Raw genomic sequence first — 26,595 nt, 5'->3', positions numbered from 1 at the left:
CGTTGGGCCACCGGCGTGATTGAGCCTGGCGGTCGGGGGAATCGGGCTCGACAGGATTGACCAGGCTAATAGTCTTGCCGCTACAGCGGGGCGGGAGGCTAGGAGGGACTGTGACCGCATCAGCCCACAAGGGCGACTTCGGTTGGCTGATCACGGATTTCGTGCGCCGGGTGCCGGGCGCGGCGCACGCCGTGGTGGTGTCGGCCGACGGGCTACTGCTCGCGAGCTCGCAGGGCTTGCCCGAGGCTCGGGCGGAGCAGCTGTCGGCGGTCGCGTCCGGACTCGTGTCGTTGACGCACGGCGCCGCGCGTTGTTTCGACGGAGGTGTCGTGAACCAGACCGTGGTCGAGATGGAGAACGGGTACCTGTTCCTCATGTCGATCAGCGACGGTTCCTGCCTGGCCGTGCTCGCGTCCCCCGGCTCCGACATCGGCACGGTCGCCTACGAGATGACCCTGCTCGTCGACCGGGTGGGGCAGCAGCTCACGCCCGAACTGCGGGCGCAGCTCTCGGGCGGCGTGCGTGGGTGAGGGCGTGGACGAGTGGGAGGCGCTGAACAAGCCCACCGACAGAGAGGCGTTCGACCAGCCCAGCAAGTTCGACCTGAGCCTGGTCTCCGGGGTCACGCACCTCGCTCGACGGGTGCGTGACCAAACGGGGGCGGGTCTGTCGGCCGGAACGCCCAGGGCCCCGCGCCCGCCCGCGGGTGTCCCGGCGCAGCCGAGGAAGGCGCCGGCGCCGCCGCACTTCACCCACCGGTCGCTGGTCCGCCCGTACGCCCGCACCGGGGGGCGGACGAAGCCGGCGAAGGAGCTCGCGCTCGAAGCCCTGGTGGTGACCACCGAGAGCGGACGGCGCTACGAGGGTGTGGTGTCGCCGGAGCAGCGGTTCATCTGCGACCTGTGCGTGGACGTGCACTCGGTGGCGGAGATCGCGGCGTTCGCCCGGCTGCCGTTGGGTGTGGTGAAGGTGCTGGTGGACGACCTCTCCGAGGCGCGCGCGGTGGAGATCCAGCGCCCGGGATTCGTCCTGGCCGACCAGGGCTCCCGCGATTTCATGCAGCGCATCCTGAACGGCCTGCGCTCCCTGTAACCGCCGTCCCTGTCGACACCGTGTCCGCGTGCCACGCACGCGTGTCCGCAGGCTGCGCACGCGTGTCCGCGCTTCCCGTACGCCGCGTGCTCACTCCTCCACGAGCGCGGCCGACGTGATGCGGTGCAGCGGATACCGCTCGCCGGTGCTCGTCTCCAGCATCCCGGCGCCGACCCGCACCGGGGTGAGCACGCGTTGGGTGGCGGTGCCGTGCGAGTCGACGAAGCCGATCCAGACCTCCCGCTGATCCCGCGCGGCGGCCGACAGCAACGCCATGGTGGCCGAGGTGTCCGCTCCGCCGCCCGCGGGCAGGCGCACCATCGACCCCTTCCGGCTGCGGGCGGCCTTGTCGCCGGCACGCACGTGTGCGACGACGGCGGTGAGCTGGTCCGCTCCGAGGGGACCGACCCGGCTCGGCTCGGTCCGCCGCGACGGGCGGCTGCGCGCCGGGATGCGCCGTCCGCTCGGCCTGAGGTCGAGGATCCGCCCGTCCGGGCCCTCCGCGGCGGGTGCGAACCCGGCCGCGCGCAGGGTGTCCAGTACCTCCGCCAACGGGAACGGGCTGACGACCACGGTCGGCGCGATCCGGCGCAGCTCCAGTTCGGTGGCGGCCGGGGTGCTCATGACCTCGGTCAACAGCACTTCGTCGTCGCAGCGCAGGAACGACGACGCCACGCCGCCGCGCAGCCGCCCGTGCCGCCTGGCGACGTCGTCGATGAGGTACGACAGCGACTGCGGCACGGGGGTCCGCGACCGGGTGCGGAAGAGTTCGTGCAGCTCGTCGGCGGTGCGGCCGCTGTCGAGCGCGCGGCGCACGGAGGTCTCGCCGACGCGGTACATCGTGGCGTGTCCGGCCGACTCGACGTCGGCGACGGCCTCGATCATGCGGGCGAGATCGGGCTCCAGGGGGCCTGGCGCGACGACGGTGAGGTCGGCCTGCACGAGGACGTGATCCACCGGTTCGGGGAGAGCGTCGGCCATCGCCGCCGCCGCGCCGTGCTGATCGCCGTCCAGGAGCGCACTTCCGGCGGTGGTGAGGGCTCCGAGCGCCACGACGCCGAGAGCGGTGGCCTCGGACATCGTGTCGCGCACGGCTGTGTCGCGGGCCCGGCCGCCCTTGCGGGGCGCCCGCCAGGCCAGCAACGCGACGAGGTCGTCGACCGCGACACCGGCGCCACCGGGGAGGTCGGCGAGCGTACTCAGCACGCGACGACGCATCGCGGGTGCCAGTGGCCTGCGCAGCTCTTCCGACAGCGGCACGACGACCTTGTCGCGCGCGTCCCGGCCGCCGGCGAGCCCGGGCATCCGCGGCAGGTCCAACCACGCGTGGGCGAGCGTCAGCCAGCGGCCGGACGGCGGGGTCGAGAGCCAGGAGTCGGTCAGCATCGTGGGCACCCACTCCGGTGAGGTGCTCTCGTCCGAGGCGACGAGGCCCGCCCCGACGACGAGCTCCACCAGCAGCGTGGCGCGACGTTCGTCGACGTCCAGGTCGCGGGCGAGTCGGCGCAGCTCGCGCACGCCGAGGCCGCCGGACTTCAACACGGGTGGCGGCTGGTGCGACCACGTGCGCAGCAGCGTTTCGGCGTGCCGGAGGAACTCCATCGCCTCACCCGCGGCGGCGGCGTCCACTCGGGACTGCTCGTGGTGCTCGACGGGGAGCTCGGGCTCGGTCAGGGCCGCGCGGTCGACGACGAGGCCGCCGCGCAGGGCGAGCCCCACCTCGCGGGGCAGCTCGACGGTCTGCGCGTCGCGCCGCAGCAGCAGGCCCCGGGCCAGCAGTTTCTGCACGGGTGTGACGGCCTCGTCCAGCGGTACGTCGGTGGCCGCGTCACGGGTGCGTCCGAGTGGTGACCCGCTCGACAGGGTGGACAGCAGTGCCTGCTCGTCCTCGCCCACGTCGGCCAGCCGCGCCGCGACCACGTCCGGGTCGAGGCCGGCGAGCTCCGCGGACGAGGCACCCAGGCCGCCCGGGAACGGTCCGAACACCTCGCGCGCCGCGGCGGGCACGCACACGGCCTCGTCCGGTCCCCACGCGAGGGCGAGCGAGCGCAGCCGATCGAGCGCGTTCGAAGGCACGACGGGGAGGAGCCGCGCGAGCCGTTCGACGCTCACGGGCGTTTCGTCCGCACCGGCCACCAGCAGCGTCTCGAGCACGGCGAGGGCCGCGTTGTCGAGGTTCTCGCAGGCCCGCGCGACCGAACCGGCCGTCCCGGCACGGGTGGCCAGCACGTCGGAGTTGGCGGGGGGAGGGGTGGCGAGATCACGCCGCGCGCGCAGCAGATCGGCCAGCGCGTCGTCAGGCAGGGAACGCAGCCAGTCCGCGAGCGAGGAGGCGGCCATCGCCACCACCATATCCTTCGGCCCCCGGCATCGGGCACACTATGGTCAGTCGTTTGGTCGAGTACATGGAGGACGACGTGGCCAAGGCCGACAAGGACAAGCTGCGGCATCGGATCGACCCGGAGTGGCCGGACGCCGAGCACGCTGTCACCGAGCTCGCGGCCGACCGGCAGGGCGCGCTCTCGCCGTTCGGTGAGGTGACCTTCCCGCTCGACACCGTGCCGTACGTGCACCCCGAGACGGAGATCAACAGGTCGGCGTAGTCCGCCGAGAGGTTACTGACGAGTCACCCATCCGGCCGAATGTGACCTCCCGCATGCCGATAGGCTTTTCCCGCGAATCCAGCGGCATTCATTGATGCGGGGGGAGACCCATGCCCGTTCCCGGTCCCGGTTACTCGATCACCGTGCGACTGGAGGCACCGCCGTCGGCGAGCGCGGCAGGCGACCTCACCACAGCCGTCGGCCGGGTGGGTGGCGTCCTCACCGCCTTCGACATCGTCGAGTCGCGGCCTGATGCGATCCTCGTCGACATCACGGCCAACGTGTCGTCGGGCGATCACGCCGACGACATCACCAAGGCACTCGACGAACTGCCCGGTGTCCACGTGCGGAAGGTGTCCGACCGCACGTTCCTGATGCACCTGGGCGGCAAGCTGGAGGTCACGCCCAAGGTCGCGCTGCGCAACCGTGACGATCTCTCCCGCGCCTACACCCCCGGTGTCGCCCGCGTGTGCCAGGCCATCGCCTCGAACCCGGACGACGCCCGCAGGCTCACCATCAAGCGCAACACGGTCGCGGTCGTCACCGACGGCACCGCCGTGCTGGGCCTCGGCAACATCGGGCCTGCCGCCGCGCTGCCGGTGATGGAGGGCAAGGCCGCCCTGTTCAAGAAGTTCGCCGACGTCGACGCCTGGCCGGTGTGTCTGGACACCCAGGACACCGAGGAGATCATCAGGATCGTGAAGGCGCTCGCGCCGGTCTACGCGGGCATCAACCTGGAGGACATCGCGGCACCGCGCTGCTTCGAGATCGAGCGCCGGCTGCGCGACCAGCTCGACATCCCGGTGTTCCACGACGACCAGCACGGCACCGCCATCGTCGTGGTCGCCGCGCTGCGGAACGCGCTGCGGGTCGTCGACAAGCCGATCGAGCAGTGCCGCATCGTGGTCAGCGGCGTCGGCGCGGCGGGGTCGGCGATCATCCGGCTGCTCACGCGGAAGAAGCCGGGCGACATCATCGCGGTCGACATCGACGGCATCGTGCACCCCGAGCGCCCCGGCCTCGACGACAACCTGCGCTGGATCGCCGAGCACACGAACACCGAGCGTCAGTCGGGCACGCTGCATGAGGCACTCGTCGGCGCCGACGTGTTCATCGGTGTGTCCGCGCCGAACCTGTTCGGAACCGAACAGCTGGTCACGATGGCCGACGATCCGGTCGTGTTCGCGCTGGCCAACCCGGACCCGGAGATCGACCCGCTGGAGGCGCAGCGGCACGCCGCCGTCGTGGCGACCGGGCGCAGCGACTACCCGAACCAGATCAACAACGTGTTGGCTTTCCCGGGGGTGTTCCGGGGACTGCTCGACGCCCAGGCGCACAAGATCGACGACGACATGCTGCTGGCGGCGGCCGACGCCATCGCCGACGTCGTGAACGATCGCCTCAACGCCTCCTACATCGTGCCCAGCGTGTTCGACGCCGCCGTGGCTCCGGCGGTGGCCGAGGCCGTCAAGGCCGCAGCCCGAAAGGACGCAGTAGTCTCGGGTGCGTGAGTGAACTGAGCCACGTCGACGACTCGGGTTCGGCCCGGATGGTCGACGTCTCCGCGAAGAACGTCACCGCCCGCACCGCGGTGGCGTCCGGCACGGTGCGCACGACGGCCGAGGTCCTCGGACTGCTGGCAGAGGGTGGCCTCCCCAAGGGCGATGCGCTGGCCACCGCCCGCATCGCGGGCATCATGGGCGCCAAGCGGACCTCCGAGTTGATCCCGCTCTGTCACCAGATCGCCCTCACCAAGGTGGACATCGACTTCGACCTCGGGGTCGACAGCGTGGCCATCACCGCCGTCGCCAAGACGAGTGACCGCACCGGGGTCGAGATGGAGGCCCTGACCGCGGTCGCCGTGGCGGGGCTCGCCCTCCACGACATGATCAAGGCCGTGGACCCGGAGGCGACGCTCGACGGGGTGAGGCTGGTGCGCAAGGAGGGCGGGAAGTCCGGACTGTGGCGTCGCGCCGACTCGGCGACGCACGAGGACGGGACCCAGGAGGACTCATGAGCCGGACCGCGCGAGTGATCGTGGCGTCGAACCGGGCCGCGGCCGGGATTCATCCCGACCGCACGGGACCGGTCATCAGGGAGTGGCTCGAACAGCGCGCGTTCGAGGTGGCCGAACCTCGGATCGTGGAGGACGGCGACCCGGTCGCGACGGCGTTGCGTGAGTGCGTGGCCGAGAACGTGGATCTGGTGCTCACGACGGGCGGCACGGGTGTCTCGCCCACCGACCGCACACCGGAGGCCACGGCGAGCGTGCTCGACCTGGAGCTGTCCGGGCTCGCGGACGCGATCCGGGCGGCGGGCCAGGACGCCGTGCCCACGGCGATGCTGTCGCGCGGGCGTGCCGGCGTCGCGGGCCGCACGCTGGTGGTGAACCTGCCCGGCTCCCGCGGCGGAGTGAAGGACGGCTTGGCGGTGCTGGACCGCGTCCTGGACCACGCACTCGACCAGATCGCCGGTGGAGACCACGCCGGATCGGCGAAGTCGGGGTCACCCGCCTCCTCGGAGGCCCCGCACGACCAGCCGGTGTCGGAGGGCAGCGGCAACGGCGGCCAGGTCCGGATCGCGCTGGCACACGTGACCGAGGAACCGCTGTCGGTCGAGGAACACGCCCGCCTGGTGGCGGACTCGGGCGCGGGCGCCGTCGTCACCTTCGAAGGCGTGGTCCGCGATCACGACGGGGGACGCACCGTCACCGCCCTGCACTACGAAGGACATCCGACGGCGGGCGACGTCCTGGCACGGGTCGTGTCGGACGTCGTGTCCCATCGCGAGGGCGTCCGAGCGGTGGCGGTCAGCCATCGGCTCGGTTCGTTGGAGATCGGCGACGTCGCGTTGGCGTGCGCGGTGGCGGCAGACCACCGCGCGGAGGCGTTCGCCACGTGCTCCGATCTTGTCGACGAGGTGAAGGCGCGCCTGCCGGTGTGGAAGCACCAGTGGTTCGGTGACGGCACCGACGAGTGGGTGAACTCGCCCTAGCGGCGATGTCACCACGCCGTCGACGTTCCGCGATCCGGCGCTGTCACGGGAATCCTCGTGGCCGGGTGAAGGCCCCACCGCCCGGGGGACAGCGGTGGGACCTTCACCGCACGCGCGTACGGGCGCGAGTGCGGGTGGCCGGAGAAGATCACTCGGTGGCGATCTTCTGGCCCACCACGATGTAGTCGGGGTCGGAGATGTAGCCGTCGTTCAGCTCGACCAGCTCGAGGTAGCCACCCTCGATCTTGTGCTCCTTCGCGATCCCGCTGAGCGTGTCGCCCTTCTTGACGACGTAGTCGCCCTCGGGGTTCGACTTGGCGACACCGGACGGCGTGGAAGGCGTGGACGGCTCAGGCGACGCGGCCGGGGCGGGAGCACTCTCCTGAGTGGACTCGCCGGAACCGCTGCTGTTGCCGCTGTCGCTGCTGCTGCCGGCCGCACCGTCGGTGTTGGTGCCCTGGTAGCTGCCGCCGTCGGAGCCGCGAGCGCCGCACACCGGCCAGGCGCCGATGCCCTGTCCGTCGAGGACGCGCTCGGCCACGGCGATCTGCTGCTCTCGGGAGGTCTCGTGGGGCATACCCGTGCCGCCGTACGCCTGCCACGTGCTGAGGCTGAACTGCAGGCCACCGTAGTAACCGTTACCGGTGTTGATGCTCCAGTCGCCGCCGCTCTCGCATTCGGCGATGGCGTCCCAGTTCACGCTGTCGGCGTGGGCCGGGGTGGCCGCGATCGCCAGCGGCGCGCCGACGGCGATACCGGCGACGGCGACGCGAGCGAGGTTGCGGGACGCGGCGGACGGTTTGCGGTGCTTGCCTCGGTAAGCCATGTTGACTCGTTCGACTTCCGCACCTACGAGGTCGCAAGGCGGACACGGGGTCCGGCCGACCGCGGGGCGATCGGCAACCGGCACCGGGGGATGCCGGTTCCTTCCTGTCCCAGTCCGAGAAGTTCAGTTGCTCGGGGTTTCGGTTCCGGGGTTTCCGCCGGACTGGGCTCGGTGCGCGGAATCCCGGTCGTGGTCGGTTCGGGGCCAACCGAAATGCGACGGTACGTAACCCTGAGCGTGATCGGAAATCTTTGTAGGCGTGTGGTGGGTCACAGTAACGAGACGCAACCTTCTGCGATTCTGGTATTTTCGCTGATCAGAGAGCCGTTATGACTCCGTTTCCCTTCTGAAATATTTCACCCAAAGTGAGGTCTGAGTCACCCGGGTCTAGACCGCTCTGCTCCGTTCGTGGCAGGGGTCGAGTGGGTTGGTTCGGGCCCCGCTCAGTGTCGGGCGTCGACGATCCCGCGGTCTCCGAATCGGCTGAATCGGGCAAAAAGCTGCGTGCTCTCCGGTGCCCGCGGGCATCCTGGTTCAGACCGTTCGCGGTCGCGTGAGGGTGTGTCGAACCGGCTCGAGACAGACCGAGGGCCCCGCGCCCGCGGGGCCCTCGGTCTCCGGGATGGGTGCGAGAAAAAGGCTGTGGGCGGCCTCAGCCCCCCGCGAAGGGCGGGAGGACGTCCAGCTCCGCCCCGTCGGGAAGCGGGCGGTCGAGGTCGCGCACCGCCACGCCGTCGAGGAGGAAGCTCGCGGCCTCCAGAATGCGGGCCAGGCTGTCGGGGTGTGCGGTGCGCAGGTGTTCGACGGCGTCGGCCACGGTCGCCGACGCGGGGATTTGGATCACCTCGTGTTCCGTGCCTCGGGCCGCGCGGGCCGAGGCGAAGTACCGCACCCGCACCGTCACCGTGTGTGGGTCGGCCTGCTGGGAGGTCTCGACCACCTCGTCGGCGCCTGTCGTGCTCATCGACCGCTCCTTCGTCGCTGGGGTGGACGGGGCCGGTTTCACCCGCCGATCGCGCTCATCGGACGGATCGGTTGCGCGAAACCGGATTCGTTGATCTCGTGCCCTGCGAGCTTGCCCCACATCGCGTCGCGCCACGCGTCGGCGATGCGTTCGTCGTCGGCGCCCTCCCGGAGCAGGCCGCGCAGGTCGGTCTCGGTGGTGCTGAACAGGCACGAGCGCACGGCGCCGTCGGCGGTGAGGCGGGTCCGTTCGCACGCGGCGCAGAACGGCCGGGTCACCGAGGGGATGATGCCGACCTCCTGCGGGCCGCCGTTCACCAGCCAGCGCTCGGCCGGGGCGCCACCACGCTCGGCCGGGCTCGGCGTGAGCTCGAACTCGGCGCTGAGCATCGCCAGGATGTCGTCCGCGGTGATCATGTCGGCGCGGCTCCAGCCGTGCTGGGCGTCGAGCGGCATCTGCTCGATGAACCTCAGGTGGTAGCCGTGGTCGAGGGCGAATCGCAGCAGGTCGGCGGCCTGGTGATCGTTGATGCCGCGCATCAGCACCGCGTTGACCTTGACCGGGTCCAGGCCCGCATCCCGGGCCGCGGCGAGTGCGTCGAGCACGTGGCGGAGCCGGTTGCGGCGCGTCATGCGTTCGAACGTCTCGGGATCGACGGTGTCGAGGGAGATGTTGATGCGGTCGAGCCCCGCGTCGGCGAATGCCTGGGCACGTTTGGCGAAGCCGACGCCGTTGGTGGTCATGGCGAGGCGCGGGCGGGGCGTCAGCTCGGCCATCCGCGCGACGAGGTCTTCGAGGTGGGGGCGCAGGAGCGGTTCACCGCCCGTGAGCCGGATGTCGGTGATGCCGAGCAGCCGCACCGCGATGTCGACGAGCCGCACGAGTTCGTCGTCGGACAGAATCTGCTGGTGAGGCATCCAGTCGAGGCCTTCGGCGGGCATGCAGTAGGTGCACCGCAGGTTGCAGCGGTCGGTCACCGAGACCCGCAGGTCGGTGGCCACGCGGCCGAAGCTGTCGACGAGCGCAGGGTTGTCCGGCCGCGGCCGATCGGGGGCCGTGCGCGCGGTGGGCACCGTGGGGATGCCGAGGTCCACTCCCGTCACCGTTCCCAGCCTACTGCCGGATGCGACGAAAATGGAGTGGCTCACATTCGGCGCCGTCCGCGCGACTACCGCATCCGCAGATGCGGGCCTACGATCCGAATCGTGCCGCATTTTCGGATCTCCGAGGCGGCTCGGCTGTTGGGCGTCAGCGACGACACCGTGCGCCGCTGGACCAGGGCCGGGCTGCTGACCGAACACACCGACTCGGCGGGCCGCAAGACCCTCGACGGGGCCGAGCTCGCGGCGTTCGCCCGGCGGGAGGCCGACGTCTCGCCCGACCCGACCGGGGTGGCGCGGTCGGCGAGGAACCGGTTCGTCGGCCTCGTCACCGAGGTGGTCGCCGACACCGTGATGGCGAAGGTCGAGCTGCAGTGCGGGCCCAACCGGATCGTGTCCCTGATGAGCTCCGAGGCCGTCTCCGAACTCGGGCTCGAACCCGGCGTGCTGGCGGTCGCCGTGGTCAAGGCGACGCAGGTCATCGTCGAGACGCCGGCCCCGGCCGGCGACCGTGGGGAGTCGCGATGAGGCGGCTTCGTCGCTCGGTGTCGGCGGGCGCTGCGCTGTGTGTCGCCGGGTTGGTGGCCACCGCGTGCGGAGGCGGCGACGAGCGGGTGGTGACCGTCTTCGCGGCGGCGTCGCTGACCGACGTCTTCACCGAGCTGGAGCACCGCTTCGAGCAGACCCACGACGGCGTGGACGTCCGTCTGAACTTCGCGGGCTCGTCGCGGCTGGCCCAGCAGATCGCGGAGGGAGCGCCCGCCGACGTGTTCGCCTCGGCCGACACCGAGCCGATGCGGCAGCTGGAGACCGACGGCCTGCTGGACGGCCCGCCGGAGACGTTCGCGACGAACACGCTCGCCATCGCGGTGCCACGCGGGAACCCGGCCGGCATCACGCGGTTCGCCGACCTCGCCGGCCCCGGTGTCACGCTCGTGGTGTGCGCGCCCGCCGTGCCCTGCGGGTCGGCGACCGAGGAGGTGGAGCGGCGCACCGGGGTGACGTTGCGCCCGGCGAGCGAGGAGGCCGACGTGCGTTCGGTGCTGACGAAGGTGGAGGTCGGTGAGGCCGACGCGGGTCTGGTGTACGCCACCGACGTCGCCAACTCCGACGCCGTGGAGGAGGTGGCGTTCCCCGAGGCGGCGGAGGTGGTGAACACCTATCCCATCGCGGTGCCCGCGGCGGCGGAGCGGACGGAGCCGGCGCACCGGTTCGTCGAGCTGGTGCTGTCCGAGGAGGGCAGGCGGCTGCTGCGGGAGGCCGGGTTTGGTCTCCCGGGGTGACCGTCGACCCCGGGAGGTCGCGGCGGGCGTACCGAGAGTGCTGTGGGTGCCCGCGAGCGTGGCACTCGCCCTGGTCGTGTTGCCGGTCGTGGGACTCGTGGTGCGCATCGACCTCGCCCGGGTGCCCGAGCTGCTCGGCACGTCGGCGTCGCTGAACGCGCTGCGCCTGTCGCTGGTCACGGCCACCGTGTCCACCGCGCTGTGCGTCGTGCTCGGTGTGCCGCTGGCCGTCGTGCTCGCCCGGTCGACCGCGCGCGGTGTGCGGTTGCTGCGCGCCGTGGTGCTCCTGCCTCTGGTGCTGCCGCCCGTGGTGGGTGGGCTCGCGTTGCTGTTCCTCCTGGGCCGCAACGGCATGCTCGGCTACCTGCTCGACGTCGCCGCCGGGATCCGGGTGCCGTTCACGACGTCCGCGGTCGTGCTCGCGCAGACGTTCGTGGCCATGCCGTTCCTCGTGGTGAGTCTCGAAGGCGCGCTGCGGGCGTCGGGTGACCGGTACGAGCGGGTGGCCGCCACGCTGGGCGCGCGGCCGTGGACGGTGTTCCGCCGGGTGACCGTGCCGTTGCTGCTGCCGTCCCTCGGGTCGGGCGCGGTGTTGAGCTTCGCCCGAGCGCTCGGCGAGTTCGGCGCCACGATCACGTTCGCGGGCAGCCTCGAAGGAGTCACGCGGACGCTGCCCGTGGAGGTGTACCACCAGGCGGAGGCCGACGTCGACAGCGCCGTGGCGTTGTCGTTGCTGCTGGTGGTGGTGGCCGTGCTGGTGATCGTGGTGGCGAGGCCGAAGGCCTTGGAGGGAGTGCGGTCGTGACGCTGCGGGCCGAACTGACGGTGAGCCGGGCCGCGTTCGCGCTGTCCCTGGAGCTGGAGGTGCCCGACGGCGGGGTGCTGGCCGTGCTCGGCCCGAACGGGGCGGGCAAGTCCACGGTGCTGTCGTGTCTGGCCGGGCTCGTGCGGGCGGAGCGGGCGCGGGTCCGGCTGGGTGAGCGCGTGCTCGACGGCGACGGGGTGCACGTGCCGCCGCACCGGCGCGGTGTCGGGCTGCTCGCCCAGACGGCGTTGCTGTTCCCTCACTTGTCCGTGCTGGACAACGTGGCCTTCGCACCCCGATCGCAGGGTGCTCCCCGAGCCCGTGCGCGGGACGTCGCCCGGCGGTGGCTCGCCGAGGTGGAGGCGGAGGACCTCGCCGACCGTACGCCGACGGAGCTCTCCGGAGGGCAGGCCCAGCGCGTCGCGCTCGCGAGGGCGCTCGCCGGGGACCCCGAACTGTTGCTGCTCGACGAGCCGCTGGCCGCCCTCGACGTCGACGCCGCCCCCGCCGTGCGCGGGTTGCTGCGGCGGGTCCTGCGCGACGGCGGCCGCAGGCTGACCACCGTGTTGGTCACCCACGATCCGCTCGACGCGCTCACCCTCTCCGACCACGTGGCCGTGCTGGCCCAGGGGAGGATCGTGGAGCGGGGGCCGACCCGCGAGGTGCTCGCCTCGCCCAGGACGGCGTTCACCGCCCGGCTCGTGGGGATGAACCTGGTGGCGGGTGTGGCGGTCCGGAGCGGTGCGACCGCCGCCGTGCGCACGGCGAGCGGGCTGCGATTCTTCGGCGTACCCGTTCACGACCTCGACGACGGTGACGCCGCCGTGGCGGTGTTCGAGCCGGGCGCGGTGGCCGTCCATCCGAGGAACGCGGAGGTCGGCGGCTCCCCACGCAACGTGGTGGACGCCGTGGTCACGGCCGTGGAACCACACGGGCCCGTGGTACGGCTGCGCACGGGGGAGGGCATCAGCGCCGACCTCACCCCGGCTTCGGTGGCCGACCTCGGTCTCGACCCCGGGACACCCGTACGGCTGGCGGTCAAGGCTGCGGCGGTGTCGCTGCACGCCGCTGTGGGAACACAGGGGGTGAGCCGAGGCTAGGCCCTGGTCGGGCGCTCGGCGCAATAGGCTGGCAACCATGACCGAGCAGCCCGCCCAGCGCGAGGAGTCCGAGCCGTTGCAGTGGAACTACCTCACCGACATGGACGGTGTGCTGGTGCACGAGGAACATCTCGTGCCCGGCGCCGACGAGTTCCTGGAGGAGTTGAGAGCGCGCGGCGCGCGGTTCCTCGTGCTCACCAACAACTCGATCTACACCCCCCGCGACCTGCGGGCCCGCCTGCTGCACACCGGCCTGGACGTGCCGGAGGAGGCCATCTGGACTTCCGCGCTGGCCACCGCCCGGTTCCTGCGCGACCAGCGTCCGGGCGGATCGGCCTTCGTGATCGGCGAGGCGGGCCTGACGACCGCGCTGCACGAGGCCGGTTACGTGCTCACCGACGTCGACCCCGACTACGTGGTGCTCGGCGAGACCAGGACGTACAGCTTCACAGCGATAACGAGGGCCATCCGGCTCATCGAGCGGGGCGCGCGGTTCATCGCCACGAACCCCGACCCCACGGGGCCGAGCCGGGAGGGTTCGCTTCCCGCCACCGGATCGGTAGCGGCGCTCATCGAGCGCGCCACCGGACGTTCGCCCTACTACGTCGGCAAGCCGAACCCGCTGATGATGCGCTCGGCGCTGCGCTCGCTCGGCGCGCACAGTGAACACACCGTGATGATCGGTGACCGGATGGACACCGACATCCACTCGGGCATCGAGGCCGGGCTGCACACGGTGCTGGTGCTCAGCGGCATCTCGACCCGGGAGTCGGCCGAGCGTTACCCGTTCCGCCCGACCATGGTCGTCGACTCGATCGCCGATCTCGTGGGCCGCACCGCCGACCCGTTCCGGGCGGGCTGATCCCGGTGGCCTCGGGACCAGGGCTTATCGTCGGGGCGTGAAGGACCATCCCACGTTCGTCGTCGGCGACGTGCACGGCCATCGTGACGAGCTGGCCGAGGCGCTCCAGGACGCCGGCCTCGTCGACGACAACGACAACTGGACCGGGGCCGACGCCCACCTGTGGTTCCTGGGTGACTTCGTCGACCGCGGACCCGACGGGGTCGGTGCGATCGACCTGGTGCGGTCGCTGCAGCGGCAGGCTCCGGAGGCGGGCGGGTTCGTCGACAGCCTTCTCGGCAACCACGAGATCCTGCTGCTCGGCATGCACCGCTACGGGGACACGCTCGTGCCCGTCGACGCGGCGGGCGGGCCCGGCCGCAGCTTCGAGCGCAGCTGGGCGGTCAACGGCGGTCAGCCGTCCGACCAGAAGGCTCTCACCGACGAGCACGTCGAGTGGCTGACGTCGCGGCGGGTGGCGGCGGTGGTCGCCGACCACCTGCTCGTGCACTCCGACACCCTGGAATACCTCGACTGGGGAGACACGGTCGAGGAGGTCAACGACGCCGTGCGCGCCATCCTGACCGGGGACGACCTGGGGCAGTGGTGGGACGTGTGGCGGAGGATGACGACCCGGTTCGCGTTCCGCGGCCCCGAGGGAGTGGAGGCCGCGAACGAGCTGCTCCAGCAGCTCGGCGGCGAACGCGTGGTGCACGGCCACAGCGTCATCGCCGACCAGGTCGGCGTCCATCCGGTGGAGCTCGACGCGCCGCACCTGTACGCGGGAGGAAAGGCCCTCGGCATCGACGCGGGCCTGTTCGCGGGTGGGCCGTGCCTGGTCGTCGAACTGCCCTACGAGCCCACCGACGAGACCGACGCCGACACCGTCAGCGAACGGGACTGAGCAGGTCGTTCTCGCGCACGGCGGCCAGCGACAGCGTCCGGTAACCGACCTCGTCGAACAGCACCGTCAGCCGGTCGGCCTCGTGGTTCACGACGACGCCGTGGCCCCACTCGGCGTGTTCGACGGGCGTGTCGACACCGAACTCCGTGTCCTCCCGCTTCGGCGGGGCGTGGGCTTCGGCGGTGCCCTGTTCGCACGTGTCGCAGAAGCCGCAGGGCTCGTCGAGTGACTCGCCGAAGTACCCCAGGAGGAACTGCCGGCGACACGACCGGGTTTCCGCGTACTCGCGCAGGACCTCGATGCGGGAGCGGTCGAGCGTGCGCTGTCGCTCGAACTGCGCTTCGACGGCCTCCTGAGGCCGTTCTCCGCCCTGGTAGACGAACTCGCCGCGGTCGTCGGCCTCGACGACACCGGCTTCCTCCAGCAGGTTGAGGCTGTTCATCGCACTGCGGTGGGACTGCTCGACCTCCGCGTCGACGTCCGCCGGGCTCGGCGTGCCGTCGTGGTCGCGCACCGTCTCCGCGACCTCCCGCACCTTCTCGACGTCGAGCGAGCGCGACGTGAGGAAGCGTTGCAGCCGGTAGTCCTCGGGCCGGTGCACGAGCAGCGCGTCGGCGCGTTCGCCGTCGCGTCCCGCGCGGCCGATCTGCTGGTAGTAGGAGTCCAGCGAGTCGGTGGGTGCCGAGTGGACGACGAACCGGACGTCCGGCTTGTCGATACCCATACCGAACGCGGAGGTCGCCGCCACCACCTCCACCTCGTCGTTCATGAAGGCGTTCTGGACGCGGTCGCGCTCCTTGCGGGACAGTCCGGCGTGGAAGGCCTCCGCTCGCACCCCGCGTTCGGTCAGCGCCTCGGCGAACTGCTCCGCCTCGGCTCGGGTCGGGGTGTAGACGAGCCCGGGCTTCGCAGCCTCCGACACCCACGCGCACACGAGTTCCCGGCGCCGGTCGTCGTCGGTCACCCGGGTGGCCGCGAGGTGCAGGTTCGGGCGGTCGAAGCCCGTGACGAGGCGGACCGGGTCGCGCATGCCGAGGTGTTCGACGATGTCGTCGCGCACCGGCCCGCCCGCCGTGGCCGTGAGCGCGAGCACGGGTGGCCGTCCCATGCGGTCGATGGCATGGCGCAGACGCAGGTAGTCGGGACGGAAGTCGTGCCCCCAGTCCGACACGCAGTGCGCCTCGTCCACCACCACGAGCGCGGGCGAGGCCCGGCGCAGCTCGGCGAGTGTCTCCTCTTTGGCCAGTTGCTCGGGGGAGAGGAACAGGTACTCGGTGTCGCCGGTGCGCACCGAACGCCACGCCTGCTTCTCCTCTCCGCTGCCCTGGGTGGAGTTCACGGCGACGGCGTCGGGGACGTCGGCGTCGTCGAGGTGGTCCAGCTGGTCGTGCTGCAGTGCGATCAGCGGCGACACCACGACGGTCGGCCCGGACAGCAGGACGGTCGGCACCTGGTAGATGGCCGACTTGCCGGAGCCGGTGGGCATCACCGCCAGCACGTCACGGCCGTCGAGGAGGGGACGCATCGCGGCCAGCTGCTCGGAGGTGAGCGACCAGCCGAAGGCCGACTCGGCGACGCGTTGGAGATCGGCGGTGTCGTGGGACATCCGATCGGGTTCCCAGGCCCGGCACCGGGAAACCGGGTGCTCGGCGGGGCCTGAGCCGGACTCTCACTGGGTCGACACGATTTCCCTGCCCAGCGGCAGCAGAGACACCGGCACCATCTTGAAGTTCCCGATGCCCAGCGGGATGCCGATGATCGTGACGCACAGCGCGAGGCCGGTGACGACGTGGACGAGCGCGAGCCACCACCCCGCGAACACCAGCCAGACGACATTGCCCAGCAGGGACGGGAAGCCGGCGGTGCGGCGTTCGGTGACTGTCCGCCCGAACGGCCACAGCGCGTAGGCCGCGATGCGGAACGAGGCGAGCCCGAACGGGATCGTCACGATCAGCAGGCAGCACACGATGCCCGCCACGAGGTAGCCGAGTGCCAACCAGAACCCGGACAGCACCAACCAGATCACGTTCAGTATCGCTCGCACGCCTTCATTGTCCCGTGCCGCGAAGCCCTCGCGGTGGTGGCGGCTGTGGCATGGCTCTCTCTACACTCGCTGCTGGTGTCACGCCGTCGTCGAGGAGGCCGCCATGTCGACCGTGTCCGTGCTGCCCAGTTATTCGTCGGGTGTGTTCGAGGTTCCACTGCTCGGGGACACCGTCGGCGACAACCTGGATCGCACGGCGCGAGCGCATCCGGACCGGGACGCGCTCGTCGACCACGGCAGCGGTCGGCGCTGGACCTACCGCGAGTTCGCCGCCGACGTCGACGCCCTCGCGCTGGGGCTGCTCTCCCGCGGCGTGGCCAAGGGCGACCGCGTGGGGATCTGGGCGCCGAACTGTCCGGAGTGGACGCTTCTGCAGTACGCCAGCGCGAAGGTCGGCGCGATCCTGGTCAACATCAACCCCGCCTACCGCTCGCACGAACTCGAGTACGTGCTGAACCAGGCGGGCGTGTCGCTGCTCGTCGCGGCGGAGACGTTCAAGACCTCCGACTACGCGGGCATGATCCGGGAGGTGCGACCGCGCTGTCCGGTGCTGCGGGACGTCGTGCTCATCGGCAGCGCCGACTGGGATTCCCTGTTCGGTGAGCCGAGTGCCGGAAACGAGGCGCTGGCGCGGGTCCAGGCGTCGCTCAGCGCCGACGACCCGATCAACATCCAGTACACCTCGGGCACCACCGGGTTCCCGAAGGGCGCCACGCTCAGCCACCACAACATCCTGAACAACGGGTTCTTCGTCGGGCAGCTCTGCGACTACACCGAAGAGGACCGGATCTGCCTGCCCGTGCCCTTCTACCACTGCTTCGGGATGGTGATGGGCAACCTCGCCGCCACGTCGCACGGCGCGTGCATGGTGATCCCCGCGCCCGCGTTCGACCCGAGGGCGACCCTGGAGGCAGTGCAGGCCGAACGCTGCACGTCGCTGTACGGGGTGCCGACCATGTTCATCGCCGAACTCGCCGTCCCCGGCTTCGAGGACTACGACCTCGGCAGCCTCCGCACCGGCATCATGGCGGGCTCGCCGTGCCCGGTGGAGGTGATGAAGCAGGTCATCGAGCGCATGGGCATGTCGGAGGTGTCGATCTGCTACGGCATGACGGAGACGTCGCCGGTGTCGACGCAGACCCGCAAGGACGACTCCATCGAGCGCCGCGTGTCCACCGTCGGCCGAGTCGGGCCGCACCTGGAGGTGAAGGTCGTCGACCCCGAGACGGGTCTGACCGTCCCCCGCGGCACACCCGGCGAGCTGTGCACGCGCGGGTACTCCGTGATGCTCGGCTACTGGGAGCAGCCGGAGAAGACCGCCGAGGTGATCGACGCCGCGCGCTGGATGCACACGGGCGACCTCGCGGTGATGGACGACGACGGCTACCTCGGCATCACCGGCCGGCTCAAGGACCTGGTGATCCGGGGAGGGGAGAACGTCTACCCGAGGGAGATCGAGGAGTTCCTCTACTCCCATCCCGACATCCTCGACGCGCAGGTGATCGGTGTACCCGATGCGAAGTACGGCGAGGAACTCATGGCGTGGGTGCGCATGCGCGACGGCGCGGAGCCCGTCACCGCCGAGAGCCTGCGGGAGTTCTGCACCGGCAGGCTCGCCCACTACAAGATCCCGCGCTACGTGCACGTCGTGGACGAGTTCCCCATGACGGTCACCGGCAAGATCCGCAAGGTGGAGATGCGGGAGAAGGCCGTCGAACTGCTCGGCCTCGCCGAAGGGGCGGGCTAGGGACGCAGCGCGCGTTCGAGCTCGTTGCCGGTGAGCGGTTCGGCCCCGACGTAGTACAGCACCGTGCCGGGCGGCAGTGTCGCGTCCCAGTCGGGATTGACGAGCAGGGTCTCCTCGGTGCGGGCGGCCAGGAGTGTCGCGTTGAACTTCTGGCCGAGCGCCGTGCGGCACCGGTCGACCGACACCGGCCCGAGCGAGGTCGGCAACGTCGACGAGTACGTGTTGGCGTCGCCGTGGGTCATGAGCTTGGCGTAGACCTCGCTCACGCCCGGAGTCTGGAGTTCCTCGGTGATCATGCGCGGGGTGTGCCACTGCACGGGTTGGATGTTGCCGCCCACGTAGCCGAGCAGTGCGGAACGGTCCAGGTCGCGCAGCGTCACCACGACGTGTGCCGTCCTGGTCAGGAAGTCGACGGACAGCGCGACCGCGAGTGCCTCGTTGTCGTCGCGGACGTCCACGAGCACGGTGCGGGCGCGGTGCACTCCGGCGCGGCGGAGCACGGCGGCGGAGGTGAGGTCGCCGCGCACGAACGTCACCGCCTCGCCCGGCATGGGGTGATCGTGGACGTCGTCCCACGCGCACAGCACCAGTTCGGGGTCGCGCTCACCGCGGTCGGCGAGCAGCTCGGAGACGATGCGTTCCGTGCGCACGGGGGTGTAGCCGAGCAGCACCGTGTGGCCGGACTCCTTCACGGTGGCCGAACCATGCATTCGCGCTCCCCTCGCCTTCTCCAGCACCGAGGCCAGTTTCGTGAACACCGTCGTGAGCGCCGTGATGCCGCCGACGATGACGTAGGTGGCCACGACACGGCCGGCCGTCGTCTGCGGGTAGTGGTCGCCGTAGCCCACGGTCGACGCGGTCACCACGAAGTACCACCAGTAGCGGGTCGGCTCGGTCAGTTCGCTGTCGTCCGGCTCGACCCACGCCATCAGGGGCCAGCTCGTGAGGAACACGAACGCGATCACGGCCACCGGCGTGAGCCACGAGGTGAACAGGGTGAGCCGCGCCAGCAACCGGGACAGGAAGAACGGCACGACGCCCTCCAGCGGCGACGGTGAGTGACTGATTGATGTCTATCAGTCCTCGACCCGGTTCGCTCGGGGACGCGGTCCGGTGGTGGCGCGGCGGCAGCCTCAGGCCTGTTCGGCGACGGCGGCGAAGGCCTTCTCGTCCTCCCTGCCGAAGGTCTCCTCCAATTGTTCGGGGGAGTGATCGAGGTCGATCTCGGCGACGTTGGCGCCGCGCGCCGACTCGATCGCCCCGAGCCTGCGTTGCGCGCGGTCGGCCGCGTACTGCACGAACTCGTTGTTGTCGATGCCGAACGGCGGCTTCTCGAACTGGTCGTCGACCCACTGGATCATGCCGAGCGCGTGGGGCAGCAGCTCGCCCATGCGTTGCTGGACCACGTCCCACAGGGAGTCGTCCGCGGCGACGTGGCGCCGGCACGTGAACGTGCCCCATGCCATGTGCCTGCGTTCGTCGTCGGAGATGCGCCGCACCAGTTCCTGCATGCCGGGCAGGATGCCGCGGCCGGTGCAGACCTTCTGCCACGCGTAGTACCCGGTCAGCGCGAGGGAGCCCTCGATCACGTGGTTGTAGGTGACGCTCGCGCGGGCCTGGTTGCGGGGGCTCGGGTCGTCGGCGAGTACACCCAGCGACTCGGGCAGCTCCTCGTAGAACAGCTTGCGGTAGTGCGGGTTCTCCGCGACGTAGGGGTGCAGGTCGTCGGTGAGTCCGACCGCGTCCATCCAGCGGCGGAACACCTCGGTGTGCTTGGCCTCCTCGAAGCAGAACTGCGACAGGTACATCTCGTCGCCCAACCTGCCCTCGGCGGCCATCGCCTTCATGAACGGCTGGATGTCCTCGGTGACGGCTTCCTCACCCGCGACGAACTGGGCGCACAGGTATGTGGCGGAGCGGCGTTCTTCGTCGGTGAGGGACTCCCAGTGGGCGGCGTCGGCCTGGAAGTCGATGTCGGCCGGGTTCCAGAACTTGCGGTTGCCCTTGACGAACAGCCGCAGGGGGAAGGAGTCCCAGTTGAGTCCGCCGCGGCGCAGCGACTGGAAACCGTCACGGTGCTCGGCCGAGGTCGCGGTCATGGTGTTGTCCCTTCGGGTCGCGGAGCTACTCGGAGCTGGAGGGAGTCGGGTCGTTCGGGGAGGCGTGGATCAGCGCGTCGACCACGGCACACACCTGGTCGGCCGCGTCGGTGGGGGAGCCGTTGGGGAGTACCAGGTGGCTGATGGCGAGCCGGGCCATGGTCGTGGCGACGAACCGGGGGTCGGCCAGATGCGGCAGCTGTTCCCGCAGGTACGCCTCGGCCAGGTCGGTGGCGGCGTGCAACACCGGCTGCCCGCGGGTGGTGATCAGCGGCAGCAGGTCCTCCGCCGGTTGGGCGCCCATGACGGCGGCCACCAGCCGGTTCTTCCTCGTGTGTTCGACGGTGTAGGCGGTGGCGGCGTGCACCCCGGCGAGCACGTCACCGGCCGCGTCGAGCCGGTGCCGCATCCCTTCGGTGACCTCGGCGAGGATGCGGAGCACCACGGCCTGCACGAGCGCCGACTTGTTGCCGAACTCGTTGTAGACCGTCTGCCTGCTCACGCCCACCGCCGCGGCGACGTCCGCCATGCGTAGCCCGGCGTAACCACTGTGGGGCAACAGCTCGGCCGTCGCGTCGAGGAGTTGCTCGCGCAGCGACGCTCGGGCACGAGCCGTGTAGTTGGTGATCTGGGCCACAGGCTGATCTTGACATGGACTGGCGCGGTGTCAAGCGGCTGGACGGGTCCTCTTGGGATGTCAAGCGGCTACGGTGGGCGCGTGGGCACCTGCGTGGGGTTCGACCTCGACATGACACTCATCGATCCGCGGCCGGGCATGGTCGAGGCCATGAACGCGCTCGCCGACGAGTCCGGCTTCCCGTTCGACGGCGAGCAGTTCGCCTCGAACCTCGGTCCGCCGCTCGACCACGTGCTGCGTGACTTCGGTGCTCCCGACGAACGCATTCCCGCACTGGTGGCCCGCTTCCGGCAGATCTACCCGGAGATCGTGATCCCGCGGACGGTGGCGCTGCCGGGTGCGGCGGAGGCGTTGGAGGTCGTCCGGCGCTCCGGCTCCCGGGCGCTGGTCGTGACGGGCAAGTACGCGCGCAACGCCGCTCTCCACGTGCAGGCCCTCGGGTGGACGGTCGACACGCTCGTGGGCGAACTGTGGTCGACCGAGAAGGCCACGGCGCTCACGCAGCACGGTGCCGGGGTGTTCGTGGGGGACCACGTCGGCGACATCCGTGGCGCGTTGGCGGCGGGGGCGGTCGCCGTCGGGGTCACCACGGGGCCGTGCGACCGCGCGGAACTGGAGAACGCGGGTGCGCACGTGGTGCTCGACTCGCTGACGGAGTTCCCGGCGTGGCTCGCCGAGCACGATGGGCGTGCCGGTGCGCTCAGGCGCGACGGTGTTCGCGGACCAGCGAGATGAGCCCCAGCGCGAGACCGAGCGGGGTGATCACGCCGGCTCCGGCGGACAGCCACACCGGCAGTTCCGAGTAGCCGGCCGCGAAGAGGAGGAACACCGCGACGACTGCGAGCATCCCGATCGCGAAGAGTCCGATGCCGAGCCGCATCAGCCAGGGCTTTCCCGTGGCAGTCGACTTCTTGTCAGGGACAGCGGTTTCCATGCCGGTCATCTTAGAGGCGCCGGTTCACGCACGCCCCGGCATGTGTTGCCCGCCGTGAGTGACGAGCGTCGCGTCCCGCGGCAGGGGTGGCGTGCACTCGTGGTCCTATGTGGAGAGCGCGGGGCACGGGCTTTCCCACCGGGGAGGCACCGATCGTTTCCGTGCGTTCCGACCCGCTGCCGGGCCGCCGTGACACGGTCGGCGCCGAGCGGAACCGGACAATCGCCCTCGCCGTGGAGGGGGCGGCGCGATACCCTTGAGGTGTGCGCGTCCTGGGTACGCCTGGGGCGCGTTCGTCGTGCGGGGCCGTGCGAGTCGTGTGGTCCGTTGCGGGAGAGCGAAGGAACGGTGAGGGGCAGTGCCGACCGGCAAGGTCAAGTGGTACGACGCGGACAAGGGGTTCGGCTTCGTCACGCAGGACGGAGGCAAGGACGTCTATATCCGTAAGTCCGCGCTGCCGCAGGGCGTCGAGACGCTGAAGGCCGGTCAGCGGTTGGAGTTCGGTGTCGCCGACGGCAGGCGCGGTCCTCAGGCCCTGTCCGTCCGGCTGCTCGACCCGCCGCCCTCGGTGGCGGAGGCTCGGCGGCGCCCGGCTGAGGAGCTGCACGGCCTCATCGAGGACATGATCAAGCTGCTGGAGATGAAGGTGCAGCCCGACCTGCGCAGGGGGCGGTACCCGGAGCGCAGGAACACCAAGCGCATCGCCGAGGTGATGCGGGCGGTCGCGCGCGACCTCGACCCGTGATCGCGGGGGCGCACACCTGATCGTCGACAAGGGCGGGCACGCGGGTGCCCGCCCTTTTTGTGATGTAAAGCGGACTCGGGGAGTCGTCAATCACAAACGAGTACGGCGGAGTCCGGTTTCGGGGTTAGCGTCCCGGCGTGCAGCTCAACCGGTCCACGGACATCGCGCTCAGGGTGTTGATGTACACGGCCGCCAAGGACGGTCGCCGGACGGTCGACGAGCTGGCCGCGGCGCTGTCCGTGCCCCGGCACCACCTGGCGAAGGTGGTGCAGCGGCTCCAGCGCCTGGGGCTGCTCGCCACTGCCCGGGGCCGTGGAGGAGGGGTGGAGCTGGAACCGGGCGCCCGGCGAGTCGGGGTGGGCACCGTCGTGCGGCGGCTCGAAGCCGACGACGAGGTCGTGCAGTGCGACGACCCACCCTGTCCGCTGCGTGGCCAGTGCCAGCTGCGCTCCGCCTTCCGCCGGGCCCACGACGCGTTCCTGCGCAGCCTCGACGAGGTGTCACTGGCGGACCTCGTGGCGGACGACGCCGGGCCGGTGCTGCTCAGCATCGGATGGAGCTCCGGGGACACCGGGGCACGCTGAGAGGAGGACGCCATGCTGTCGGCCAAGTCAGCCGAGATCGTCCGGGCCACGCTGCCGGTCGTTCGAGACCACGGGCCCGAGATCACGACGCAGTTCTACTCCGACCTGTTCGCCGGACACCCGGAACTGCTCGACCTGTTCAACCTCGGCAACCAGGCCAACGGCGACCAGCAGCGCGCGCTCGCGGCGGCGGTCGTGGCGTTCGCCGAGTACCTGGTGGGCGAGCGGCAGGCGGACTTCACGCCCATCGCGGAGCGCGTCGCGCACAAGCACGTGTCGCTCGGGGTGCAGCCCGCGCAGTACACGATCGTGGGGAGGTACCTGCTCGGCGCGGTCGCCAAGGTACTGGGTGACGCGGTGACCGACGAGGTGCGCGCGGCGTGGGACGAGGTGTACTGGCTGTGCGCCTGCCACCTGATCGCCGCGGAAGCGCAGCTGTACCAACGCGGTGAGGTCGAGTCGACGTCGCCCTGGCGGGACTGGCGGGTGGCGAAGCGGGTCGCTGAGGCCGAGGACACGGTCTCGTTCACGCTGGTGCCCGACGACGGTGGCCCGGTGCCGGCGTTCCGGCCGGGCCAGTACGTCTCCGTCGCGGTGACGCTGCCGGACGGGCGTCGTCAGCCCCGGCAGTACTCGCTTTCTCAGGGCCCGGGCCGGGGTTCGTTGCGGATCACCGTCCGCCGGGTGCGGGGCGCTGACGGCGCTCCCGACGGCCGTGTGTCCAACCATCTGTGCGACCGAGTGGCGGCAGACGACATCCTGCAGGTCGGACCGGTGGCCGGAGACGTGGTGCTGGACCAGGGTGACGACCCGGTGGTACTCGTCAGCGCTGGTATCGGAGTGACACCGATGGCGGGCATGCTGGACCACATCGGGCGGACCCAGCCGTTCCGCGAGGTCGTCGCGGTCCACGCCGACCGCTCGCCCGAGCGGCACGCACTGCACGACGACGTCGCGCACGCGGGCGCGCAGCTGCGCTCTTTCGAGCAGTTGAGCTGGTACGAGCAGGGCGCGACCGGCGACGCACGGCCGGGGTTGCTGAACGTCGACGAGATCCCGCTCCCGGAGAACGCGCTGGTGTACCTGTGCGGCCCGCTCCCGTTCATGGCGTCGGTGAGGGCAGGGTTGCGCAGGCGCGGGGTGCCCGCCGAGCGCATCTTCACCGAAGTGTTCGGCGCGGGGATGCTCACCGGCGACGGGTGAGTCCGTCGCGTCAGTCCGGGTCGATCTGGAGCGACCAGACGCCCCGGACGACGAGCTGCGGCGCGCCCTGTTCGTCGATGATCGGCTGGTCTTTCTCGTCCACGGCGTAGGCGGCGCCGAGCTGCTGGACCTCCACGACCAACGGCTGGTGTTCCGGCGTCTCGGGCAGCACGGTGTGCGCGTGCCGCGTGCCGTCGGTGAACACCTCCTGGCGCATCGGCAGCAGGGTGCCGTCGGGGGCGGCGGACTGCACGATCACCAGCCACGGAGTCTCGGCGATCTCGGCGGGAACGGAGATCTGCACCGGTTGACCCGGCCGGGCGTCGAGCGTGGCGGGCTCGCCGTCGGTGTCGCAGTCCCTCAGGAGCGCGTCGCAGTAGCTCAGCGGTTGCGACCGGACGCTGTCGCCGTCGGCGTAGAACGTCACCTCGGGAGGCTGCGGAGCGGAACAGCCGGTCAGCACGGCCGCACCCGCGGCCACCAGCGCTACTACTGAACGTCGCATGAGGGCGAGACTACGAGTCGCCGCGCCGCGGCTCCGGGTCGGGTCCACTCGCACGGGGGCGGAGCGCGGGGATCAACGACGACCCGCCGCGGACCAGCCAGGTCTGGGTGAGCCCCAACGCGAGCAGCGCCGACACCACGAGGAAGCCGATCCAGTAGGTGGGCGGCAGCAGCAGCCCCACCGCGCCGCCGAACACCCACGCGAGCTGCAGCACGGTCTCCGACCTGCCGAACGCGGAGGCGCGCGACTCCTCGGGCATGTCCTGCTGGATCACCGCGTCGAGGCTGTTCTTTGCCAGGGCGCTCGCGGTGGAGCCCACGAGGCCGACGAGCGCGGCCGTGGCGATCCCGGCCACGACCGTGGCGACGACAGTGGCGGCGAACGCGCTCGCCAGGCACGCGAGCACCACCTGGTCGGGCTTGCCGAAGTGCATCCGCGAGCCCAGAGCGTTGCCGAGGAACCCGCCGAGGCCGGCGGCGGCGCCGATGATGCCCAGCAGGAGCAGCTGCACGAACGCGCTCTGTCCGCTGTCCTCGGTCTCGGCCTTCACCGCGAACGCGGCGAACATCATGAGGAACCCGGTGAGCACGCGGATCGAGCCGTTGCCCCACAACGCGACCACGACGTGCCGGGCCATCGGTTGCCGGGGCTTCTTGCCCGTGGGCACGGGGTGCTGGCCCGTCAGCGACGCGGGGACCTCGCCCTCGGTGACCTCCACCCACGACGGGATGCGCATGGCCTGGGCGGCGCCGACCGCGCAGATGACCGCCGTGAACCACAGTGCGCCCGCGGAGCCGAAAGCCCAGTTCAGCCCGCTGGCCACCGCGCCGAACGCGCCGCCCGCGGCGAGGCCGAACACGGCGAGTCTGGCGTTGGTCTTCGACAGGGTGATCTCGGGTGGCAGCACTCTCGGCGTCACGGCGGCCTTGAGCACCATGAACGACTTCGACAGCACCATCTTGCCGAGTGCGGCGGGGTAGAGGATCCAGCTGTCGAAGTTCAGCGCCATCAGCACGCACATGAGCGCCTGACCGGCCGAGGAGACCGCCATGGCGAGGCGGCGCCCGCGCTGGATGCGGTCCAGCGCGGGGCCGATGACCGGAGCCACCAGCGCGAACGGCGCGATGGTGATCAGCAGGTACAGCGCCACCTTGCCGCGGCTCTCGCCGCTGCTGGCCGCGAAGAAGAGCGTGTTGGCCAGCGCCACCGCCATCGCGGCGTCGCTCGCGTAGTTCAGCATCACCGAGTAGGTGAGCGAGGTGAGCCCGGACTTGTCGGCGCCGTCCGCCGTCGTCGCGCGGCGGAAGGCGGCCACGGCCTGCCCGGAGATTTCGCGGCTGCGGAGTGCGGCGACGCGGGTGACGGTGAGTTTCTTCGGCAGGCGGCGGGGCTCCGTCGGCCCTTCGAATCCGTGTTCCGTCGCGGTCGGCTCGGGATCGAACGCCTCGCGCGGCTGTCCCGGCGGGTAGCCGCCGGTGTCGTAGTGCTCGTAGGGCGGCTCGGCGCGGTCAGCTCGCCACGGTGGGGGTGCGGCGCCTCGACCCGCGTAGGGGCGCGCGCCGCGCGGTGGTGGGGGCGGGGACAC

Annotated in this window: 29 protein-coding genes; 17 read left to right on the top strand and 12 right to left on the bottom strand. The window is 71.0% G+C overall.

Annotated elements, in window-relative coordinates:
- Positions 1-110 precede the first annotated feature (110 nt).
- Together SACAZDRAFT_RS10580 and SACAZDRAFT_RS10575 are read left to right on the top strand one after the other, a co-directional pair.
- A complete protein-coding gene (locus tag SACAZDRAFT_RS10580; RefSeq protein ID WP_005441435.1) occupies positions 111-530 on the top strand; it encodes a roadblock/LC7 domain-containing protein in 420 nt (139 codons plus the stop codon).
- Positions 523-1,092: a DUF742 domain-containing protein gene (locus SACAZDRAFT_RS10575; RefSeq protein ID WP_005441433.1), complete on the top strand. Its 570-nt coding sequence runs from the start codon at positions 523-525 to the stop codon at positions 1,090-1,092. The genes SACAZDRAFT_RS10580 and SACAZDRAFT_RS10575 overlap by 8 nt, the downstream gene beginning before the upstream one ends.
- Positions 1,093-1,182: 90 nt before the next feature.
- On the opposite strand, the gene SACAZDRAFT_RS10570 is transcribed toward SACAZDRAFT_RS10575, so the two are convergent.
- The gene (locus SACAZDRAFT_RS10570) at positions 1,183-3,432 is read right to left on the bottom strand and encodes a helicase-associated domain-containing protein (RefSeq protein WP_040927967.1); all 2,250 of its coding nucleotides are present in this window, start codon (positions 3,430-3,432) and stop codon (positions 1,183-1,185) included.
- Positions 3,433-3,497: 65 nt separating this feature from the next.
- Between SACAZDRAFT_RS10570 and SACAZDRAFT_RS10565 the strand changes: the two genes are divergently transcribed.
- From SACAZDRAFT_RS10565 to SACAZDRAFT_RS10550, 4 genes are all read left to right on the top strand, one after another.
- Positions 3,498-3,695: a hypothetical protein gene (locus SACAZDRAFT_RS10565; protein ID WP_408638068.1), complete on the top strand. Its 198-nt coding sequence runs from the start codon at positions 3,498-3,500 to the stop codon at positions 3,693-3,695.
- A gap of 110 nt (positions 3,696-3,805) precedes the next feature.
- Positions 3,806-5,206 carry an NAD-dependent malic enzyme gene (locus SACAZDRAFT_RS10560; protein ID WP_005441428.1) on the top strand — a complete coding sequence of 467 codons (1,401 nt, stop codon included), beginning with the start codon at positions 3,806-3,808 and terminating at the stop codon, positions 5,204-5,206.
- Positions 5,203-5,712 (top strand): cyclic pyranopterin monophosphate synthase MoaC, encoded by a 510-nt coding sequence (gene moaC, locus SACAZDRAFT_RS10555; protein ID WP_005441426.1) that lies wholly within the window; start codon positions 5,203-5,205, stop codon positions 5,710-5,712. The genes SACAZDRAFT_RS10560 and moaC overlap by 4 nt, the downstream gene beginning before the upstream one ends.
- Positions 5,709-6,689, top strand: coding sequence for a molybdenum cofactor biosynthesis protein MoaE (locus tag SACAZDRAFT_RS10550; protein WP_005441425.1), 981 nt, complete (start codon positions 5,709-5,711; stop codon positions 6,687-6,689). Before moaC ends, SACAZDRAFT_RS10550 begins: the two co-directional genes overlap by 4 nt.
- 148 nt (positions 6,690-6,837) lie before the next feature.
- On the opposite strand, the gene SACAZDRAFT_RS10545 is transcribed toward SACAZDRAFT_RS10550, so the two are convergent.
- The 3 genes from SACAZDRAFT_RS10545 to moaA all read right to left on the bottom strand — a co-directional run bounded on the left by SACAZDRAFT_RS10545 (position 6,838) and on the right by moaA (position 9,582).
- Positions 6,838-7,515, bottom strand: coding sequence for a LysM peptidoglycan-binding domain-containing protein (locus SACAZDRAFT_RS10545; RefSeq protein WP_005441423.1), 678 nt, complete (start codon positions 7,513-7,515; stop codon positions 6,838-6,840).
- Between the two features lie 652 nt (positions 7,516-8,167).
- The gene (locus SACAZDRAFT_RS10540) at positions 8,168-8,479 is read right to left on the bottom strand and encodes a MoaD/ThiS family protein (RefSeq protein ID WP_005441422.1); all 312 of its coding nucleotides are present in this window, start codon (positions 8,477-8,479) and stop codon (positions 8,168-8,170) included.
- A 38-nt stretch (positions 8,480-8,517) separates the two neighbouring features.
- On the bottom strand, positions 8,518-9,582 hold the full coding sequence (gene moaA / locus SACAZDRAFT_RS10535) for a GTP 3',8-cyclase MoaA (RefSeq protein WP_005441421.1): 1,065 nt from the start codon (positions 9,580-9,582) through the stop codon (positions 8,518-8,520).
- Between the two features lie 102 nt (positions 9,583-9,684).
- Here moaA and SACAZDRAFT_RS10530 point away from each other — a divergent pair, with 102 nt between their 5' ends.
- The 6 genes from SACAZDRAFT_RS10530 to SACAZDRAFT_RS10505 are packed head-to-tail and all read left to right on the top strand — an operon-like array spanning position 9,685 to position 14,512.
- On the top strand, positions 9,685-10,107 hold the full coding sequence (locus SACAZDRAFT_RS10530; RefSeq protein ID WP_037294889.1) for a TOBE domain-containing protein: 423 nt from the start codon (positions 9,685-9,687) through the stop codon (positions 10,105-10,107).
- Positions 10,104-10,862, top strand: a complete 759-nt coding sequence (gene modA / locus SACAZDRAFT_RS10525; protein WP_005441419.1) for a molybdate ABC transporter substrate-binding protein — start codon at positions 10,104-10,106, stop codon at positions 10,860-10,862. The genes SACAZDRAFT_RS10530 and modA overlap by 4 nt, the downstream gene beginning before the upstream one ends.
- Positions 10,846-11,667 (top strand): ABC transporter permease, encoded by an 822-nt coding sequence (locus SACAZDRAFT_RS10520; protein WP_005441418.1) that lies wholly within the window; start codon positions 10,846-10,848, stop codon positions 11,665-11,667. The genes modA and SACAZDRAFT_RS10520 overlap by 17 nt, the downstream gene beginning before the upstream one ends.
- Entirely contained in the window at positions 11,664-12,767 is a 1,104-nt protein-coding gene (locus tag SACAZDRAFT_RS10515; protein ID WP_005441416.1) for a sulfate/molybdate ABC transporter ATP-binding protein, read from the top strand. The genes SACAZDRAFT_RS10520 and SACAZDRAFT_RS10515 overlap by 4 nt, the downstream gene beginning before the upstream one ends.
- Before the next feature lie 37 nt (positions 12,768-12,804).
- Positions 12,805-13,629 (top strand): HAD-IIA family hydrolase, encoded by an 825-nt coding sequence (locus SACAZDRAFT_RS10510; RefSeq protein ID WP_005441414.1) that lies wholly within the window; start codon positions 12,805-12,807, stop codon positions 13,627-13,629.
- Positions 13,630-13,666: 37 nt separating this feature from the next.
- Positions 13,667-14,512 (top strand): metallophosphoesterase, encoded by an 846-nt coding sequence (locus SACAZDRAFT_RS10505; protein ID WP_005441413.1) that lies wholly within the window; start codon positions 13,667-13,669, stop codon positions 14,510-14,512.
- Here SACAZDRAFT_RS10505 and SACAZDRAFT_RS10500 read toward each other — a convergent pair.
- Both SACAZDRAFT_RS10500 and SACAZDRAFT_RS10495 read right to left on the bottom strand, forming a co-directional pair.
- A complete protein-coding gene (locus SACAZDRAFT_RS10500) occupies positions 14,496-16,118 on the bottom strand; it encodes a RecQ family ATP-dependent DNA helicase (RefSeq protein ID WP_005441411.1) in 1,623 nt (540 codons plus the stop codon). The two genes, SACAZDRAFT_RS10505 and SACAZDRAFT_RS10500, sit on opposite strands and share 17 nt — an antisense overlap.
- A 63-nt stretch (positions 16,119-16,181) precedes the next feature.
- Positions 16,182-16,556 (bottom strand): YccF domain-containing protein, encoded by a 375-nt coding sequence (locus SACAZDRAFT_RS10495; RefSeq protein WP_005441410.1) that lies wholly within the window; start codon positions 16,554-16,556, stop codon positions 16,182-16,184.
- A 103-nt stretch (positions 16,557-16,659) separates the two neighbouring features.
- Here SACAZDRAFT_RS10495 and SACAZDRAFT_RS10490 point away from each other — a divergent pair, with 103 nt between their 5' ends.
- The gene (locus SACAZDRAFT_RS10490) at positions 16,660-18,303 is read left to right on the top strand and encodes an AMP-binding protein (RefSeq protein ID WP_005441408.1); all 1,644 of its coding nucleotides are present in this window, start codon (positions 16,660-16,662) and stop codon (positions 18,301-18,303) included.
- Here the strand turns inward: SACAZDRAFT_RS10490 and SACAZDRAFT_RS10485 are convergent.
- From SACAZDRAFT_RS10485 to SACAZDRAFT_RS10475, 3 genes are all read right to left on the bottom strand, one after another.
- Positions 18,300-19,337 carry an ion channel gene (locus SACAZDRAFT_RS10485; RefSeq protein ID WP_005441406.1) on the bottom strand — a complete coding sequence of 346 codons (1,038 nt, stop codon included), beginning with the start codon at positions 19,335-19,337 and terminating at the stop codon, positions 18,300-18,302. The genes SACAZDRAFT_RS10490 and SACAZDRAFT_RS10485 overlap by 4 nt on opposite strands.
- A 99-nt stretch (positions 19,338-19,436) precedes the next feature.
- Positions 19,437-20,402, bottom strand: coding sequence for a R2-like ligand-binding oxidase (locus SACAZDRAFT_RS10480; RefSeq protein WP_005441403.1), 966 nt, complete (start codon positions 20,400-20,402; stop codon positions 19,437-19,439).
- Between the two features lie 25 nt (positions 20,403-20,427).
- The gene (locus SACAZDRAFT_RS10475) at positions 20,428-21,039 is read right to left on the bottom strand and encodes a TetR family transcriptional regulator (protein WP_005441402.1); all 612 of its coding nucleotides are present in this window, start codon (positions 21,037-21,039) and stop codon (positions 20,428-20,430) included.
- Positions 21,040-21,120: 81 nt separating this feature from the next.
- Between SACAZDRAFT_RS10475 and SACAZDRAFT_RS10470 the strand changes: the two genes are divergently transcribed.
- Positions 21,121-21,774 (top strand): HAD family hydrolase, encoded by a 654-nt coding sequence (locus tag SACAZDRAFT_RS10470; protein ID WP_005448069.1) that lies wholly within the window; start codon positions 21,121-21,123, stop codon positions 21,772-21,774.
- Here the strand turns inward: SACAZDRAFT_RS10470 and SACAZDRAFT_RS10465 are convergent.
- A complete protein-coding gene (locus tag SACAZDRAFT_RS10465; protein WP_176662488.1) occupies positions 21,740-21,973 on the bottom strand; it encodes a hypothetical protein in 234 nt (77 codons plus the stop codon). The genes SACAZDRAFT_RS10470 and SACAZDRAFT_RS10465 overlap by 35 nt on opposite strands.
- 358 nt (positions 21,974-22,331) lie before the next feature.
- Here SACAZDRAFT_RS10465 and SACAZDRAFT_RS10460 point away from each other — a divergent pair, with 358 nt between their 5' ends.
- The 3 genes from SACAZDRAFT_RS10460 (at position 22,332) to SACAZDRAFT_RS10450 (ending at position 24,505) form a co-directional block, all read left to right on the top strand.
- A complete protein-coding gene (locus tag SACAZDRAFT_RS10460; protein ID WP_005441399.1) occupies positions 22,332-22,718 on the top strand; it encodes a cold-shock protein in 387 nt (128 codons plus the stop codon).
- Positions 22,719-22,855: 137 nt separating this feature from the next.
- A complete protein-coding gene (locus tag SACAZDRAFT_RS10455) occupies positions 22,856-23,302 on the top strand; it encodes an RrF2 family transcriptional regulator (protein WP_005441398.1) in 447 nt (148 codons plus the stop codon).
- A gap of 12 nt (positions 23,303-23,314) precedes the next feature.
- A complete protein-coding gene (locus SACAZDRAFT_RS10450; protein WP_005441382.1) occupies positions 23,315-24,505 on the top strand; it encodes a globin domain-containing protein in 1,191 nt (396 codons plus the stop codon).
- Between the two features lie 10 nt (positions 24,506-24,515).
- On the opposite strand, the gene SACAZDRAFT_RS10445 is transcribed toward SACAZDRAFT_RS10450, so the two are convergent.
- The gene (locus tag SACAZDRAFT_RS10445; protein WP_005441366.1) at positions 24,516-25,010 is read right to left on the bottom strand and encodes a DUF2771 family protein; all 495 of its coding nucleotides are present in this window, start codon (positions 25,008-25,010) and stop codon (positions 24,516-24,518) included.
- Between the two features lie 10 nt (positions 25,011-25,020).
- On the bottom strand, positions 25,021-26,595 hold a 1,575-nt coding region (locus SACAZDRAFT_RS10440; protein WP_157606992.1), incomplete at its 5' end, for an MFS transporter.

This window comes from Saccharomonospora azurea NA-128, from assembly GCF_000231055.2.
GTDB lineage: Bacteria > Actinomycetota > Actinomycetes > Mycobacteriales > Pseudonocardiaceae > Saccharomonospora > Saccharomonospora azurea.
Note: the sequence above shows the minus strand (reverse complement) of the source record. Positions and strands in the feature narration are given on the sequence as shown.